Annotated in this window: 16 protein-coding genes; 7 read left to right on the top strand and 9 right to left on the bottom strand. The window is 61.2% G+C overall.

What is annotated here, in order from left to right:
* Positions 1 to 39 precede the first annotated feature (39 nt).
* Both EN993_RS05360 and EN993_RS05355 read right to left on the bottom strand, forming a co-directional pair.
* Positions 40 to 867, bottom strand: coding sequence for a peptidoglycan-binding protein (locus tag EN993_RS05360; RefSeq protein WP_127262583.1), 828 nt, complete (start codon positions 865 to 867; stop codon positions 40 to 42).
* Complete coding sequence (locus EN993_RS05355) at positions 842 to 2,575, bottom strand: PAS domain-containing sensor histidine kinase (RefSeq protein ID WP_109662510.1); 1,734 nt, start codon at positions 2,573 to 2,575, stop codon at positions 842 to 844. Before EN993_RS05355 ends, EN993_RS05360 begins: the two co-directional genes overlap by 26 nt.
* 536 nt (positions 2,576 to 3,111) lie before the next feature.
* Here EN993_RS05355 and EN993_RS05350 point away from each other — a divergent pair.
* Complete coding sequence (locus tag EN993_RS05350) at positions 3,112 to 3,465, top strand: DUF5330 domain-containing protein (protein ID WP_109662508.1); 354 nt, start codon at positions 3,112 to 3,114, stop codon at positions 3,463 to 3,465.
* Between the two features lie 100 nt (positions 3,466 to 3,565).
* Complete coding sequence (locus tag EN993_RS05345) at positions 3,566 to 3,994, top strand: SufE family protein (protein WP_109662506.1); 429 nt, start codon at positions 3,566 to 3,568, stop codon at positions 3,992 to 3,994.
* Positions 3,995 to 4,098: 104 nt separating this feature from the next.
* On the opposite strand, the gene EN993_RS05340 is transcribed toward EN993_RS05345, so the two are convergent.
* On the bottom strand, positions 4,099 to 4,524 hold the full coding sequence (locus EN993_RS05340) for a MucR family transcriptional regulator (protein ID WP_013532660.1): 426 nt from the start codon (positions 4,522 to 4,524) through the stop codon (positions 4,099 to 4,101).
* Between the two features lie 452 nt (positions 4,525 to 4,976).
* Positions 4,977 to 5,345 (bottom strand): hypothetical protein, encoded by a 369-nt coding sequence (locus tag EN993_RS05335; RefSeq protein ID WP_109663324.1) that lies wholly within the window; start codon positions 5,343 to 5,345, stop codon positions 4,977 to 4,979.
* A gap of 133 nt (positions 5,346 to 5,478) precedes the next feature.
* On the opposite strand from EN993_RS05335, the gene EN993_RS05330 reads away from it, so the two are divergent.
* From EN993_RS05330 to EN993_RS05320, 3 genes are all read left to right on the top strand, one after another.
* Positions 5,479 to 7,602, top strand: coding sequence for a S9 family peptidase (locus EN993_RS05330; protein WP_127262582.1), 2,124 nt, complete (start codon positions 5,479 to 5,481; stop codon positions 7,600 to 7,602).
* Entirely contained in the window at positions 7,599 to 8,228 is a 630-nt protein-coding gene (locus tag EN993_RS05325; RefSeq protein WP_109662501.1) for a LysE family translocator, read from the top strand. The genes EN993_RS05330 and EN993_RS05325 overlap by 4 nt, the downstream gene beginning before the upstream one ends.
* 245 nt (positions 8,229 to 8,473) lie before the next feature.
* The gene (locus EN993_RS05320; RefSeq protein WP_109662498.1) at positions 8,474 to 8,875 is read left to right on the top strand and encodes an SET domain-containing protein-lysine N-methyltransferase; all 402 of its coding nucleotides are present in this window, start codon (positions 8,474 to 8,476) and stop codon (positions 8,873 to 8,875) included.
* Here the strand turns inward: EN993_RS05320 and EN993_RS05315 are convergent.
* The 4 genes from EN993_RS05315 to EN993_RS05300 all read right to left on the bottom strand — a co-directional run bounded on the left by EN993_RS05315 (position 8,872) and on the right by EN993_RS05300 (position 12,018).
* A complete protein-coding gene (locus EN993_RS05315; protein WP_126068475.1) occupies positions 8,872 to 9,822 on the bottom strand; it encodes a cytochrome c in 951 nt (316 codons plus the stop codon). The two genes, EN993_RS05320 and EN993_RS05315, sit on opposite strands and share 4 nt — an antisense overlap.
* A 9-nt stretch (positions 9,823 to 9,831) precedes the next feature.
* Complete coding sequence (locus EN993_RS05310; protein WP_109662493.1) at positions 9,832 to 10,269, bottom strand: cytochrome c; 438 nt, start codon at positions 10,267 to 10,269, stop codon at positions 9,832 to 9,834.
* Positions 10,270 to 10,432: 163 nt separating this feature from the next.
* Complete coding sequence (locus tag EN993_RS05305; protein ID WP_027053553.1) at positions 10,433 to 11,032, bottom strand: superoxide dismutase; 600 nt, start codon at positions 11,030 to 11,032, stop codon at positions 10,433 to 10,435.
* A 107-nt stretch (positions 11,033 to 11,139) separates the two neighbouring features.
* Positions 11,140 to 12,018, bottom strand: coding sequence for a branched-chain amino acid aminotransferase (locus EN993_RS05300; protein ID WP_056580708.1), 879 nt, complete (start codon positions 12,016 to 12,018; stop codon positions 11,140 to 11,142).
* Between the two features lie 160 nt (positions 12,019 to 12,178).
* On the opposite strand from EN993_RS05300, the gene EN993_RS05295 reads away from it, so the two are divergent.
* Positions 12,179 to 12,841 carry a haloacid dehalogenase type II gene (locus tag EN993_RS05295; RefSeq protein ID WP_109663320.1) on the top strand — a complete coding sequence of 221 codons (663 nt, stop codon included), beginning with the start codon at positions 12,179 to 12,181 and terminating at the stop codon, positions 12,839 to 12,841.
* A gap of 168 nt (positions 12,842 to 13,009) precedes the next feature.
* Positions 13,010 to 13,834 (top strand): L,D-transpeptidase, encoded by an 825-nt coding sequence (locus tag EN993_RS05290; protein WP_109662490.1) that lies wholly within the window; start codon positions 13,010 to 13,012, stop codon positions 13,832 to 13,834.
* Positions 13,835 to 13,870: 36 nt separating this feature from the next.
* On the opposite strand, the gene EN993_RS05285 is transcribed toward EN993_RS05290, so the two are convergent.
* Positions 13,871 to 15,418: a helicase HerA-like C-terminal domain-containing protein gene (locus EN993_RS05285; protein WP_127262581.1), complete on the bottom strand. Its 1,548-nt coding sequence runs from the start codon at positions 15,416 to 15,418 to the stop codon at positions 13,871 to 13,873.
* Positions 15,419 to 15,497 lie beyond the last annotated feature (79 nt).

The raw sequence follows: 15,497 nt of genomic DNA, 5'->3' as shown, positions 1-15,497 counted from the left end.
ATCGATATTTCCGCTGCTCGGCGAGCTGTCATTTCCCAGTCAGTTGGTCAGGCCGATCTCGCGCATCTTGACGTAGACGATCTCATCGGGCTCGCCCGTTTGCGGCAGCCCGAACAGCGACTGGAATTCCTTGATCGCCGCCTTGGTGCGCGCGCCGACGACGCCGTCCAGCTGCATGTCGTCATTGCCGAACGCCTTGAGCCCGGCCTGGATCTTGACGATGCGGGCATCGGGCGCCTGCGTCGCGACATTCGGATCGGCGGCATTCGCCTGCCCTGAAGTCGCTTGCCCGGAATTTGTCTGCCCCGAATTTGTCTGCAAAGACACCGGAACAGCGGCCGGCATATCCGGACGCGGCTGCGGTCTGGGTACGACGGAAGCGGTTTTCGGCGTCGCGCCCAGTTGATCCAACAGAAGCGCGTCGATCTCGCCGGACGCGTTGAGCCCGACCTTCTGCTGATAGGCCTGGATGGCCTTGCGCGTGTTGGGCCCGGAAATGCCGTCGACCGTTCCGGGGTAGAAATCGAGATTCTTCAGTATGCCTTGCACCTGCTCGACCACCGGATCGCCTTTGATCGGCGCCGGCGCGCCGGATGGCCGCACGATGTTGAACGTCGTCTCAGGTTCGTCGGACGCCGCGTGCGGAAAGCCCTGGATGCTGCGGGTGGCAAAAAACGCGCCGGCATGCGGGAAAGGCTGATACCACAAGGCATTGGCGGAAACGTAGAACAACGTCACCAGGAATGCCGTCGAGCCGCCCACCAGGACAGGATTGCGCGAGATCATGCCGCCGACGGCGACGACGCCGTCCTGAAAGGCATTGCTGCGGCGCTTGACCGCCTTAGGCTGTTTTGCGGAGCGAGCCATTTCTGTCCCCTTTCGCCATGGCCACAGGCATCGTCAGCACGCCGGCCTTCTCCGCCTGATGCCCCTTCGGTCCGTTCACCGGCAGGCTGATGGTCACCGTGGTGCCCTCGCCCGGCATGCTTTCGATGGACATCGTGCCTTCGTGCAGCGCCACCAGGCCCTTGACCAGCGACAGGCCGAGACCGGTCCCCTCGAAACGGCGGGTGTAGTCGTTCTGGATCTGCATGAAGGGCTTGCCGAGATTGGCAAAATCCTCCTCGGCGATGCCGATGCCGGTGTCCCTGACCCAGAAATGCAGGCGCGAACCGATCCGCTTGGCGCCGACGACGACATCGCCGCCATCGGGGGTGAACTTGATCGCATTGGAGACGAGGTTGATGAGCATCTGCTGCACGGCACGCTGATCGGCATTGATGTCGCCGGCGTCCGGCGCGATCTGCACCTGCAGATCGATGTTCTTGGCCTGCGCCTGCAGCTGCATCATCGACTGGCACATGTCGACCGCGTCCGCGAACCGGAACGGCTCCGGTTCGGTCGCGTAGACGCCTGATTCAATCCTGGACACGTCGAGTATCGAGGTCACGACGGCAAGCAGATGCTGGCCCGAATCCCGCACCAGGCCGACATATTCCTTCTGGCGCGGATCCTTGAAGGCGCCGAACATTTCATGCAGCAGCATGTCCGAGAAGCCGATAATGGCATTCAGCGGCGTGCGCAATTCGTGGCTGACCACCGCCAGGAAGCGCCCCTTCGCCACCTCGGCGGACGCGGCCGCCTCATTGGCCGCCGCTAGATCCTCGCGTAGCCGGGCAATCTCGTCATTCTCGCGCAGGACAAGCGTGAAGACGTCGCCCTGTTCCTCAGCTCGCACCAGATCGAGCGAGAACGGCCGATAATTGTCAGCGACCAGGCCATTGCCGTTCTGAGGCAGCCTGATGCGCAATTCGAGCCGGCGCGACAGCGCGCCGTCGCGCATGTCAGCCAGGGCGCTGAGATAGGAGACGCGATCCGACAGATGGACGCGGTCGAAGAGGCCGTTTCCGGACAGCAGTTCGGGCGGCAATTTCAAAAGCGTGCGTGCCTTTGGCGAAGCGTCCAGAACCTCGCCGTGACGGGCGACGCGCAAGATCACCGCATCGATGATGTCTTCGAGCCGGTCGGCAGTGTCGACCACATCAGCCGCATCTGCCGTGTTTCGAAACGCCGATGCGCGCGGGATCAAGGTAAGCGCCCAAGCCAACGGCACCAGCCAGTGCCAGGCCGCGGTCTGCGCTCCTGCGAACGGGAACACGGTTCCAGCCAGAGGCTGAGCCAAGATGGCCACAGCGGCCGACACGGCTCCCCACAGCGCTGCACGCCGCGAGGCGCCGATCCACCAGGCTTCGAACGGCAGCGCCACGACAAGCATGGCGACAGGCGAACTCAGCCCGCCCGCGGCGGCAATGAGACTGCCGAGAGAAATGCCCGCCATCGCCAGGGCGATCCAGCTCGCTATCGCCATCTTGCCGGTCGCCGCCACCAGCAAGGCGACGAACCAGCACAGGCCAAAGGCCGCGAAGATGACGGCCATGGTGACGGCGGCGCCCAGGCCCGAAGTGACCAGCGTGACCGCGGCACCCGCGGCAAAGAAAGGAGCGGCGAGCATGACGCCGATGAAGCGGCGCTGGCGCTCGCGGTCGCTCTGCCCAATAATGGACGGATGGACCATACGTTCGCAACCGGCGGCAATCGCGCCAGGTAATTCAACGTATCTGGCCTTGATTGAACTCAACTCAACGCACCCGTAATCGTCGTGGACAGCTCTGCTTTGCAGATCGTTCTGGTTGGCTCTGAAACTCGCATCCAGCGTTTAAGGAATGGATAAGGCAGGGCCGACCAAGGCCCCGGCCTGGGGCAAATATCGGGATGCCGGCAGCCGAAAGCCCGGGCAAATGCAGCCATAGTAAACGGAGGGTTATCCGGCGACGGTGCCCATCGGGTGGCTGCAGGCGGCACCTGGACTCCGGGATTTCAGGAAAAATGCAGGAAAAGCATGGAGATAGATGGTTATCTCGGGTTAAGAAAACTCATTCGGATTTGAGATAAATCGATTGCACAACGGCTCGTTTCGAATTTGCCTAAAATTTGAGGAAAATTGTCGCTTTGCCTGCAAGCCGTCCTTTGCGCCTGTGTGCCAACATCCTGCCTACAAAAGAGGTCATGCCATATGGATGCATGATCCGGTCACGACGAGAGGGCAAGGGCATGGTCTTCCTCATAAGAATGGCTTTCTGGTTTTCGCTGGTGCTGCTGGCGCTGCCGCTGACTGTCGGCCCCGATGAATCGGGCCGCGAAAGCGTCGGGCCGATCCAGGCCTTGTTTGCGGCACGCGAAGCAGTTGGCGACATCGCTGGCATTTGCGAACGCAAGCCCGATGTCTGTGAAACCGGCAAGTCGGCAATGCACACCATCACCGCCCGCGCCAAGGAGACCGCCAAGATCGCGGCGGCGATGCTGGACGACAAGTCCGCCGCCGGGCCCGATACATCGACGATGACCGGCAGCGTGCCGGATGAAATCGTCTTGCCCGAGACAGTTAACCTGCCGGCGCAGAATTAAGCCGTTTCGACGGCGCACCGCGGGCTGTCTGCCCTCTCGACGCCCGCGGTGTCCTTGTTTTTCCGTGACGCGGAGCCGCCGCGTGACTATATCCGGCATTATGACCACCACGATACAGACGATCCGCGACGACTTCTCGTTCCTCGAGGAATGGGAAGACCGCTATCGTTACGTCATCGAACTCGGCGAGGCGTTGCCGCCGTTTCCGGACGAGCAGCGCAGCGCCACCAACAAGGTGCCGGGTTGCGTCAGCCAGGTCTGGTTGACCACTGAACGCGGAGCTGGGGCCGACCCGGTCATCACCTTCACCGGCGATTCGGACGCTCATATCGTGCGTGGGCTGGTCGCGATCATGCTGGCGCTGTTTTCCGGCAGGACCGCCAGCGAAATCCAGAAGACCGATGCGGAAGCGACATTGAAAGAGCTCGGCCTCGACGAGCATCTGTCGCCGCAGCGCGCCAACGGCCTTCGCTCCATGGTCAAGCGCATCAAGCGCGATGCCGAGGCGGCGCTCAAGCAGACCGCCTGAAAAGCTCTCCCTGGAATTGCTCTACTCGATCAGCGCGTTGCCACCCGCAAAATCAAACGGCGCCCGAAGGCGCCGTTAATGTCGATCAATCTGGCTGGCAGCGATTACCGTGCCTTGCGCTTGCGGCCGAGGCCCATCTTCTTGGCCAGTTGGGACCGGGCAGCGGCGTAGTTGGGTGCAACCATCGGATAGGTCGGGTCGAGGTTCCACTTTTCGCGATACTGATCCGGCGTCAGATCATAGTGGGTCATCAGATGGCGCTTCAGCGACTTGAACTTCTTGCCGTCTTCGAGGCAGACGATGTAGTCGTCATGAACCGAGCGCTTCGGGTTGACCGCCGGCTTTTGCTTGTCGGCAGGCGGTTGTTCGGCGGTTCCGCCCACACGCCCGAGTGCGGCATGGACATCGGATATCAGGTTCGGCAATTCGCCGACCGGCACGGGATTGTTGCTGACATAGGCGGCCACCACATCGGCGGTCAATTCGATCAGCGCATCGCTGTTTCTGGAAGGTGTTTCGACAATATCCATGGTCTTCAGGCCCCAACAAGAGTTACTTCGATCTGCGCCCTTTTTTTACAGGCAGGGCATTGCACGAACTTTGTGCAGGTAGAGCTTCTACGATTCGTGTCGCGCGCACATCAATGAGCCCGCAGACCAAGTAAGTCAATTCGCCCCTTGCGCTATATTGAACGATGTTGGTCAATTGTTCCCGGATCAGCTTCAATCTTTCGTGCATTGTGTAATTTATCGATATTTCGCGCGCCAACCAGCAACGGCTGACGCAACGTCAGCTCGCCGTTACATTCGCGGCAACTCACAGAGCAGGTTTCAATGCTTGATTTTGCTTGGCTATTGCACGCGCAAACTTGGTTGTTCACACCTGTCTACAAAACCACAGGTTGCTGCATGTCTGTCATGCGTGAGCAAGCAGGCGACATGCCTGTCACCCGACCGGTCCGGATCCATCGCTGCAGGGTCAATCAATGCGGGGTGATGTATTTGCCATAGGCCCATCCGGTGACGAAGTTGCCGTTCTGGGCCGGATCATGCCAGACTTCGCACCAACGGTAGCGAACCGTCTGTTCCTGCTTCCATGCCGGCTGATTGGCGATGTCGAGCAGGTTTATCGCGCCGGTGCATCGTCCAGTCATCTGCAGAACGGTCCCGTTCGGGTATGCCGCCTGCTTCTGGGACGTGCCCGACGGGTATTTGCGCACATTGAGCGTGTCGCCGAACGGCACATTGGCCACTTGCCAAGCCGCGAATACGGTCGCATGAGACTGACCGGCAAAGGCCAGAGTTAGCGAAGCAACGGCGAAAGCCGCAGCGGTCCGAGACCGAATAGTCATCATCTTTCCTCCCGGCTCATCTTCGGCAGCCGACACAACCCATAGGCTGCGGCTCTTGAACCCGCCCTGATCGGCGTGTTCATTCGCCATTCAAGATACTTCCCCATTCAAGATATTGGCAAAGCGAGACGCAATGACCAGGACATCCATATTTCCGATCGTCACCCCGCCAACGCCCGAGAAGCGGCCGGTTTCCGACACGTATCACGGCATCACGCGAACCGACGACTATGCCTGGCTGCGAGCCGACAACTGGCAGGAGATGTTCCGGAACCCGTCATTGCTCGATGCGGGGATCCGCGCCGAGCTCGACGCAGAAAATGCCTACCAGTCAAAGCTGATGGCCGACACGGTCGAGCTGCAAAAGCAGCTTTTCAAGGAGATGAAGGGCCGTATCAAGGAAGACGATTCTTCCGTGCCTATGAAGGATGGGCCCTATGCCTATGGTTCGTCCTTCAAGCTTGGCGGCGAGCAGCCGCGCTATTTCCGCATGCCGCGCGACGGCGGCGCCGAGCATATCCTGCTCGACGGCGATGCGGAGGCCGCGGGCAAGGCCTATTTCCGTCTTGGCGGCGTCGACCATTCGGCCGACCACGCCAAGCTGCTGTGGGCATTCGACGATAAGGGCTCCGAATTCTACACGCTTCGCGTGCGCGACCTCGCCGATGGCAAGGAGCTTGCCGACCAGATACCCGACACCGGCGGTTCAGGTGTCTGGAACGCCGGCAATGACGGCTTCTTCTATACGCGGCTCGACCCCAACCACCGCCCGTCCAAGGTGCTGTTCCATGCGCTGGGCGACAGCCCGCAAAGCGATCGGCTGATCTATGAGGAAACCGATCCCGGCTTCTTCATGAATGTCGACGGAACCCGCAACAGCGAATGGATCATGATCGGTATCAACGACCACGAGACTTCGGAATATCGCCTCTTGAGCGCCAGCGATCCGTTTGCCGAACCGAAACTGGTCTCGCCGCGCGAGATCGGCCTTCAGTATGACCTTGAAGAAGGCGGCGACATCTTCTTCATCCTGACCAATGCCGACGGCGCCAAGGATTTCAAGATCATGACGGCGCCAGTGAGCGACCCGGTCCGTGCCAACTGGCAGGAACTGGTGCCGCATGAACCCGGCCGGCTGATCCTGTCGGTGATCGGCTTCAGGGACCACATGGTCCGGCTCGAACGCAAGGAAGGCCTGCCGCGCATTGTCGTGCGCGACCGCAGCAGCGGCGAGGAGCATCTTCTGTCCCTAGACGAGGAGGCTTTCTCGCTCGGTCTGTCGGGTTCCTATGAGTACGACACCGAGATCATGCGCTTTTCCTACTCGTCGATGACGACGCCGGCCCAGGTGTTCGACTACAATATGCGCACCCGTGAGCGGATGCTGCTGAAGACCCAGGAAGTGCCGTCCGGCCATGATGCGGACAACTATGTGACGCGGCGGCTGATGGCGCCGGCCGCCGATGGCGAACTGGTGCCGATCTCGCTTTTGCACCACCGCGACACGCCGCTGGATGGATCCGCACCTTGCCTGCTTTACGGCTACGGCTCCTATGGCATAACCGTGCCAGCCGCCTTCAACACCAACTGGTTCTCGCTGGTCGATCGCGGCTTTGTCTTCGCCATCGCTCACGTCCGCGGCGGCAAGGACAAGGGCTATGGCTGGTACGACGACGGCAAGCGGGCGCACAAGATGAACACGTTCACCGATTTCATCGCCTGTGCGCGCCACCTTGTTGCCGAACGCTATACGGCGCATGACCGCATTGTCGCGCAAGGCGGTTCGGCCGGCGGCATGCTGATGGGCGCCATCGCCAACATGGCGCCGGATTGCTTCGGCGGCATCGTCGCCGAAGTTCCTTTCGTCGACGTGCTCACCACAATGCTCGACGCAACCCTGCCGCTGACGCCGCCGGAATGGCCTGAATGGGGCAATCCGATTGCATCCGCCGACGACTACCGGACGATCGCTGCCTACTCGCCCTATGACAATGTCGCAGCGCTCGACTATCCGCCGATCCTGGCGCTGGCCGGGCTCACCGATCCGCGCGTCACTTATTGGGAGCCGGCCAAATGGGTGGCGCGGCTGCGCGAGCGCAAGAGCGGCGACAATCCGGTGCTGTTCAAGATCAACATGGATTCCGGCCACGCCGGTGCCTCCGGCCGGTTTTCGCGGCTGGAGGAGATCGCCTACACCTATTCCTTTGCACTGAAGGTGATGGGCAAGGCGGAGCTTACGGGAGAAATCGACCGATGATCGATCTGGCCACATTGATCGCTTATGTCGCAGTTGTGCTCGGCTTCGTCTTTATTCCGGGTCCGGCCACGCTCCTTACCATAGCGCGGGCAACGAGTTCCGGAACCAAGGTTGGCATCGCGACCGGCGCCGGGATCGCTGCCGGCGACGTGTTTCACACCGTCATGGCGATGGTCGGCATCTCGGCGATCATTGCCACGTCCGCGACGCTGTTCAGCATCATAAAGTACATCGGCGCGGCCTACCTGGTTTATCTCGGCATTCGCGCTATCATCGAGAGAACACCGGCCAACCCGGCCGCCGGTGCGCTTGCGATCTCCGCTGGCAAGGCGTTTCGACAGGCCGTCCTGACCGAAGTGCTCAACCCCAAGACTGCGCTGTTCTTCCTCGCTTTTCTGCCTCAGTTCGTGCGACCTGAAAACGGATCGGTGATGCTTCAGTTGACCACATTGGGGGTCATCTTCGTCCTACTCGGCTTTTTCAGCACGGTCGTCTTTGCGATGAGCGCCGGTCGGCTCGGCGCGTTCCTGCGCCGAAATCCGACAGTGTTGAAGTGGCAGGGCAAGGTTGTTGGCGGCATCTACTGTGCTCTGGGTATTCGGCTCGCGCTGCAGCTGCAGCGCTGACCTTTTCATCCCTATTCAAAGCAACCTCGCCGTCGGTCAGCGGAACGGGTCGCGAACCGACCACCGCTGTTCCTCGACGGATTTCCAAGGTCATGAATTTTTGATTTGCGCATGATCTTTTCCGAGGCTTCATTTCGCGGTCATGCGCCGCGATTTTCTGCTCGCAATTGCCACCATCGCGCGCTACCCAATGCCCAGCTTTTTCAAAGCCGCGACTGCCAGTTACCATCTCGCAAGGGTTCGCCATGCTGCTCGTTGACGTCTATCTCGACAAATCGTCCATCCAGGGCATCGGTGTGTTTGCCAGGGCCCACATTCCGCGCGGCATGCTGATCTGGAAGCTGGACCCGAGATTCGATCGGATCATCGACGTGGAAACTTATGAGAGCGAAAGCGGATCGGTGAAGAGCTATCTCGACCGCTATTCCTACCCCGACCGACGCGACCCGAACTACATCGTCTTCGAAGCCGACGATGCGCGCTTCATGAACCATGCGGATGAGCCGAATTGCGACGTCTCCTCACCTGAGGAAACATACGCCTTGCGCGATATCGCGCCTGGCGAGGAACTGACCTGCGACTACAATCATTTCTTTGAAACCGGCTTCGATTTCCTCGGCGACCGCCACCTGTCGCCGGAAAACTAGCTCGCTGGCTTTTTGCGCGGCGGATAGCCGTTTGGATGCGGCGGTATCGCCTTGAGATAGGCGGCGATGGCCGCACGGTCCTCCGGCGCCAGTTCTGCCATGTTCCGCTGCACGTCGACCATGGCACCGCCGACGGAATCGAAAGCAGGCGTAAAGCCGGTTTCGAGGTAGTTGACGATGTCGGCTTCCGACCAATCGCCTATACCGCCCTTGCCCGATGTGATGTTCGACACGACGCCGCTGCCTTCGGCAGCCACCGCACCGGCCAGCCACGCGTTCTTTTTCGTACCACCTGCAAAGTCGCGCGGCGTGTGGCATTCGCCGCAATGGCCCGGCCCTTCGACCAGATAGCGGCCGGCCATCACCGGATCAGGCGTGCCATCAGGGAATGGAACGACCGGCTGGTCGCTGAGATAGAGCAATTTCCACAGGCCGATGCCGCGACGAATGTTGAAGGGAAAACCGAGCGAATTGGCCGGGGCCTTGCCGGCGACCGCCGGCAGCGTCTTCAGGAAGGCGTAGAGATCGGCAATGTCGGCCGGCTTCATGCGCGCGTAGGACGCATAGGGAAACGCCGGATAGAGATGCTCGCCCGAGGGCGATACGCCCTTCAGCATGGCGTTGGCTAGGTCCTCGGTCGACCAGGCGCCGATGCCGTCCTTGGGATCTTGCGAGATGTTGGGCGGGACGAAGGTGCCGAACGGCGTCTTGAGCTCGAGCCCACCCACGAGTTGAAGCCGCGCATCGCCCTGCGAGCCCGGCTTTGCGTGGCAGGAAGTGCAGCCGCCGGCATAGAAGATGCGCTTGCCCCTGGCCGGGTCGCCAGGGCCGAGCTTGGCCAGGGTCTCACTGTCGAGCCTCACCGGCGCCGACAACACCCACCCGGCAACCGCGCCGACGCCGCCCAGAATGACGAGGGCGCCGACGAGTTTTTTCAGCCAGGGCATCGCCCGCTATCAGCCCTTTTTCACTCGATAGGTCTGGTGGCAGGTGCCGCAATTGGAAGCAATCGCGCCAAACTGCGTCTTCAACGTATCGACATCGGCGGGAGCGGCGGCGGTGGCTGCCTTGATGTCGGCGAGATATTTGTCCTCGACGGCCTTGAAGCCGGCCATGTCTTCCCAAATCTTGGGCGCCGCTGTCGTGTCGCCTGTATCGCTGCCTGACGGGAACAGCGCATCGGCATCGAATTTCTCGGCATTCGCCTGCAATGCCTGCAGCTGCGTCAACACGGCAGCGGCATCAAAAGGCTCCTCATCCTTGACCACTTTCGAAATGCCGCCAACGATCTTTCCACGTTCCTTCATCAGTGCCTGCCGATCGAGGATCGGATCGGCAAAGGCCGCCGAGGCGGCGAGTGCAAGCATAGAGATGGCGATAACAAGCTTTCTCATTCAATTGGCTCCGTGATGAAGGCATTTCGGGACAGGACGTTAACGGATGCTACAGGGGGAAAATTCCCTTCCCCCGGATGATTTTTTCCAGACTTTTGCTGTTACGGGAACCTCGACGCAGAAAAAGAAAAGCCCCGGGAATGCCGGGGCTTTCTACGATCGATCACTTCGCCTTTTCGTACAATTCCAGCACGTGATCCCAATTGATCAGGCTGTCGACGAACGCCTCGAGATATTTCGGCCGGGCGTTGCGATAGTCGATGTAATAGGAGTGCTCCCAGACATCGACGCCGAGGATTGGCGACGCGCCATGAACGAGCGGGTTTTCGCCATTCGGCGTCTTCGAGATCGCCAGCTTGCCATCCTTGACTGAAACCCAGGCCCAGCCGGAGCCGAATTGTGTCGTGCCGGCGGCAATGAAGTCGGCCTTGAACTTGTCGTAGCCACCGAGATCGCTGTCGACCGCCTTCTGCAGGGCGCCCGGCAGCTTGTTGCCGCCGCCGCCCTTCTTCATCCACTTCCAGAAATGGATGTGGTTGTAGTGCTGGGCGGCATTGTTGAAGAGGCCGGCATTCTTGCCGAACGACTGCTTGACCACCTCTTCGACCGACAGGTCGCCCATGCCGGCTTCGGCGGCGAGCTTGTTGCCGTTGTCGACATACGCCTTGTGGTGCTTGTCGTGGTGATATTCCAGCGTCTCTTTCGACATGTAGGGCTGCAAGGCCTCATAGTCGTAAGGCAGAGCGGGCAATTCAAAAGCCATGGATGGTACTCCCTCGTGGAAAAATCCGGTGTCGATACCGGACTAAGATAGGTCTGGAATGGGTTGGGACAACTCCGGGATGAAGCGTCGATCGCCTTTTTATCCGCTCAAGCGGCGGAAGTCGAATGCGCCCAATCCCAATAGAGTTCGCGCGCCTTCTTGGCCACCGGCCCGGGTTGCAGGTTGCGGTCTTCGATACGGGTGATCGGCACCACCTTGGAATGGTTTCCGGTCGAAAAGATTTCGTCCGCTTCAAGGAAATCGCGCACCGACAGCGTTTTTTCCGTGGTCTTGAAGCCGTACTCGCCAAGCAGCGTTATGGTGCGCGAGCGGGTGATGCCGGACAGGAAGGTGCCGTTCGGCGCCGGTGTAAAGACATGACCGTCCTTGACCAGGAAGATGTTCGAGGTTCCGGTCTCGGCGACGTTGCCCAGCATGTCGAGCACCATTGCATTGTCGAAGCCGCGCATCTTGGCTTCGAGAATGGCACGGCCGTTGTTAGGATAGAGGCAGCCGGCCTTGGCGTTGGTCGGCATGGTTTCGATGGTCGGGCGCCGGAACGGCGATACGGTCACCGAAAAGCCGGTCGGCGGGATCATCGGCGATTCGTAGAGGCAAAGGCAGAAGCGGGTCGATGCGGGATCGGCCGGCACGCCCATATAGCCGCCATGCTCGGCCCAGTACATCGGCCTGATGTAGACAGCAGTCTTGCCGTCGAACTTCTTCAACCCATCCCACGTCAGCCCGACGATCTTGTCGGCGGTCATCGACGGCTTGAGGCCGAGCGCAATCGCCGAGGAATTCACCCTGGCGGCGTGGAGCTCGAGGTCGGGGGCGACGCCTTCGAACCAGCGGCCGCCGTCGAACACGCTGGTGCCGAGCCACATGGCGTGGCTGCGCGGCCCCAGAATGGCGACATTGCCCTCGTGCCAATCACCATCGACGAAAGTCCATGTCGCGGATTGCGCCGCAGCAGCCAGTGTCATCGTGTTGTCCCGTCTCAATTGATTGGTCTCGTCAAGAGCCATTGGAAGATGCTTTGGTGCACGGCGTCAACCAGCATCAGGGAGTTTTGTTGAGGCCAGCGCCGGGGCGCGATGCAATCAAAGCTTGCACCTTGTCGCGCCTGCCCTCAAAACTGTTGTCATGCAATACTCCGCCTATGTTTTCGACGCCTATGGCACGCTGTTCGACGTACATGCCGCCGTGCGCCGCCATGCCGACCGGATCGGGCCGGACGGCCAATTGTTGTCCGAGATCTGGCGCGCCAAGCAGCTCGAATATTCCTGGGTGCGCACGCTGATGGGCGCCTATGCCGATTTCTGGCAGCTGACCGAACAGGCGCTCGATTTCGCCTTGCGCAAGGTTCCTTCGGCCGACCCCGGCCTCAGGGCGACATTGCTGGATGCCTACTGGCGGCTGGATTGCTATCCGGAAGTACCGGCCGTGCTCAAGGCGCTCAAGGCTTCGGGAGCGAGACTGGCGATCCTGTCCAACGGCTCGCCCGAAATGCTGCAGGCAGCGGTCAAATCCGCCGCGCTCGACCAGGTTCTGGACGATATCTATTCGGTCGATACGGTGCGGCGCTTCAAGACCGATCCGGCGGTCTACGACATGGTCGCCACCGGCTGGCGCCTCTACCCCGGCGCCGTATCCTTCCAGTCCTCCAATCGCTGGGACATTGCAGGCGCCACCAAATTCGGCTTCCGCACGGTGTGGATCAACCGTTCCAACCAGCCCGAAGAATACCGGGACTTCCCGCCGGCCCTGATCCTGCCATCGCTCGAAGCTTTGGTGCCGGGTAGCTAAGACCTGTGGCCCTGGCGCCACAGTGGCGGCGCAGTCACAGCTTCGCCTTTGTTTGTCCACCTTCAGGCCAGAATCGGAACCGCCTATCGCCCCAGGTGTTGTCAGGCACCCGCGCAACGGTCGGCGAATTCATGCTTTGTTGCGATTTGAGACCTAAAGAAGGCAACCATGTCCAAAACCGAAATCGAAACTTTTCGCCTGAGCCGTCGCGGCTTTCTCAACGCCGCAGCCCTGGGCGCCGCTTCGGTCGCGGTTTCCGCATGCGCCACCACCGGGCCGGGGCCGGTCGAGCCGCCGCCGCCAACCTATGTCGAGCCGACCCTGCCCGACTATGCGACGATGTACGCGGCCGTCAGCGATGGCGGTTTCGACCTTCCGGCCATACCGTTCGACAAAATCGATCCGCAGTTTCTGCGCCAGATCGTTCCCGATCCGACGGGGCAGAAGCCCGGCACCATCATCGTCGACACGACAGGACACCATCTCTATCTGGTGCGCCCGGGCGGCCAGGCGATCCGTTACGGTGTCGGTCTCGGCCGCGCTGGCTTCGAATGGTCCGGCGACGCCGTGGTCCAGTGGAAGCAGAAGTGGCCGAAGTGGACGCCGCCGGATGAAATGATCGCCCGGCAGCCGGAATTGAAGCCATACAGCGCCGACAATGGCGGCATGCCCGGCGGCTTGAAGAACCCGCTCGGTGCGCGTGCGCTCTATCTTTTCCAGGGCAACGTCGACACGCTCTACCGCCTGCACGGCTCGCCGGAATGGAAGTCGATCGGAAAGTCGGTCTCGTCAGGCTGCGTGCGCCTGATGAATCAGGACATTATCGACCTTTATGACCGCGTGCCCTCGAAGACGCCGGTCATCGTGACCAGCGACGTCAGCCAGCCGATGGTGGCGACGGCCAACCGCCAGGCGATCCCGATCGACGCCGGCGTGCCGGACGGCTCGGTGCTGCTCGGCCCGGTAAAGGCGATCACCAACTCGATCTTCTGAGCCGACGAGGCAGCGGCACCACCGCTGCCTCAAGTCTCACCGCCCCCGGGAAAGACTGCCCAGGATCCCGCGCACGATTGCCCGCCCGACCGACGAACCGACCGAGCGCACCACCGACTTGATCGCTGCCTCGGCCACGGTCTGGCGGTTGGACGGGCGCGGTGCAGGCGCACGCCTGCCACCGGATTGCGGCGCCGGATCGTCATTGCCGAAACCCGGAATGGTCCAGCGCGAGCCGCCGCTGCCGGCCTGCTGAGCCTGCTCTTCGGCATCCTGCGCGTCCTTGGCCTTTTTCTGCAGCATCTCGAAAGCCGATTCGCGATCGATGACCTGATCGTATTGGCCGGCGACCGGGCTTTCCTGGATCAGCTTTTGTCGTTCGGCGGCCGTGATGGGCCCAAGCCGCGAGGATGGCGGGCGGATCAGTGTCCGCTGCACCATGGACGGAACACCCTTGGCCTCCAGCGTCGAAACCAGCGCCTCGCCAGTGGCGAGCTGGGTAATGGCGGTCATGCAGTCGAAATCGGGATTTGGCCGGAACGTCTCGGCTGCCGTCCTCACCGCCTGCTGCTCACGCGGCGTATAGGCGCGCAGCGCGTGCTGTACGCGATTGCCGAGCTGGGCCAGAACCTTTTCAGGGATATCCAAAGGGTTTTGCGTAACGAAATAGACGCCGACGCCTTTCGAGCGGATCAGGCGAACCACTTGTTCGACGCGATCGATCAGCACTTTGGGTGCTTCGTCGAACAGAAGATGTGCCTCGTCGAAGAAGAACACCAGCTTCGGCTTGTCGGGGTCGCCGACTTCCGGCAGCACCTCGAACAGTTCCGACATCAGCCACAACAGGAAGGTCGCGTACAGCCGCGGATTCATCATCAGCTTGTCGGCGGCAAGCACGCTGATGGCGCCGCGTCCGTCGCGCGTGGTGCGCATGATGTCGGCGATGCGCAGTGCCGGCTCGCCGAAGAAGTTTGCCGCGCCCTGCTGCTCCAGGACGAGCAACGTGCGCTGGATGGCCCCGACCGACGGCTTCGTCACATTGCCGTAGCGCGAGCCGATCTCGTCGGCGCGCTCGGCAATGTTGGCCAGCAGCGCCTGCAGATCCTTCATGTCGAGCAGCAGCAGGCCTTCCTCGTCCGCCAGGCGGAAGGCGATGTTCATGATGCCTTCCTGCGCGTCGGTCAGGTTCATCAGGCGCGACAACAACAACGGCCCCATTTCCGAGACCGTAGTGCGGATCGGATGGCCCTGCTCGCCGAACAGATCCCAGAAGATGACCGGAAACTCCTGGAAGTCGTAGGGGTCAAGCTTGACCTGTTCGGCCCGCTTGACAAGAAAATCCTGTGCCGTGCCCATCATCGCGATGCCGGACAGGTCGCCCTTGATGTCGGCGCAGAACACCGGCACGCCGGCATTGGAAAACCCTTCCGCCAGGATCTGCAAGGTGACAGTCTTGCCGGTACCGGTGGCGCCAGTCACAAGGCCGTGGCGATTCCCGTATTGCAGCAACAGTTGCTCGGCACGCTGATAGCTGTCGTCAGGCTTGCGGCTGGCGCCGATGAAAATACTGGTGTCGTCAGCCATATATCCGGTCTCCGCAAACTGATGTGTCTAAAGCCAGTGGCCTTGCCGCAGGTATAGTGAGGCCATTGCACAGCGACAA

Origin of the sequence: Mesorhizobium sp. M7D.F.Ca.US.004.01.2.1 (genome assembly GCF_003997785.1) — a bacterium.
Taxonomy (GTDB): domain Bacteria; phylum Pseudomonadota; class Alphaproteobacteria; order Rhizobiales; family Rhizobiaceae; genus Mesorhizobium; species Mesorhizobium loti.
This window is presented reverse-complemented; position numbering and strand designations above follow the sequence as displayed.

Bases quoted from the DNA above. Each gene is read 5' to 3' on its own strand.
- EN993_RS05360 (WP_127262583.1), bottom strand. From the start codon at position 867: ATGGCTCGCTCCGCAAAACAGCCTAAGGCGGTCAAGCGCCGCAGCAAT.
- EN993_RS05355 (WP_109662510.1), bottom strand. From the start codon at position 2,575: ATGGTCCATCCGTCCATTATTGGGCAGAGCGACCGCGAGCGCCAGCGC.
- EN993_RS05350 (WP_109662508.1), top strand. From the start codon at position 3,112: ATGGTCTTCCTCATAAGAATGGCTTTCTGGTTTTCGCTGGTGCTGCTG.
- EN993_RS05345 (WP_109662506.1), top strand. From the start codon at position 3,566: ATGACCACCACGATACAGACGATCCGCGACGACTTCTCGTTCCTCGAG.
- EN993_RS05340 (WP_013532660.1), bottom strand. From the start codon at position 4,524: ATGGATATTGTCGAAACACCTTCCAGAAACAGCGATGCGCTGATCGAA.
- EN993_RS05335 (WP_109663324.1), bottom strand. From the start codon at position 5,345: ATGACTATTCGGTCTCGGACCGCTGCGGCTTTCGCCGTTGCTTCGCTA.
- EN993_RS05330 (WP_127262582.1), top strand. From the start codon at position 5,479: ATGACCAGGACATCCATATTTCCGATCGTCACCCCGCCAACGCCCGAG.
- EN993_RS05325 (WP_109662501.1), top strand. From the start codon at position 7,599: ATGATCGATCTGGCCACATTGATCGCTTATGTCGCAGTTGTGCTCGGC.
- EN993_RS05320 (WP_109662498.1), top strand. From the start codon at position 8,474: ATGCTGCTCGTTGACGTCTATCTCGACAAATCGTCCATCCAGGGCATC.
- EN993_RS05315 (WP_126068475.1), bottom strand. From the start codon at position 9,822: ATGCCCTGGCTGAAAAAACTCGTCGGCGCCCTCGTCATTCTGGGCGGC.
- EN993_RS05310 (WP_109662493.1), bottom strand. From the start codon at position 10,269: ATGAGAAAGCTTGTTATCGCCATCTCTATGCTTGCACTCGCCGCCTCG.
- EN993_RS05305 (WP_027053553.1), bottom strand. From the start codon at position 11,032: ATGGCTTTTGAATTGCCCGCTCTGCCTTACGACTATGAGGCCTTGCAG.
- EN993_RS05300 (WP_056580708.1), bottom strand. From the start codon at position 12,018: ATGACACTGGCTGCTGCGGCGCAATCCGCGACATGGACTTTCGTCGAT.
- EN993_RS05295 (WP_109663320.1), top strand. From the start codon at position 12,179: ATGCAATACTCCGCCTATGTTTTCGACGCCTATGGCACGCTGTTCGAC.
- EN993_RS05290 (WP_109662490.1), top strand. From the start codon at position 13,010: ATGTCCAAAACCGAAATCGAAACTTTTCGCCTGAGCCGTCGCGGCTTT.
- EN993_RS05285 (WP_127262581.1), bottom strand. From the start codon at position 15,418: ATGGCTGACGACACCAGTATTTTCATCGGCGCCAGCCGCAAGCCTGAC.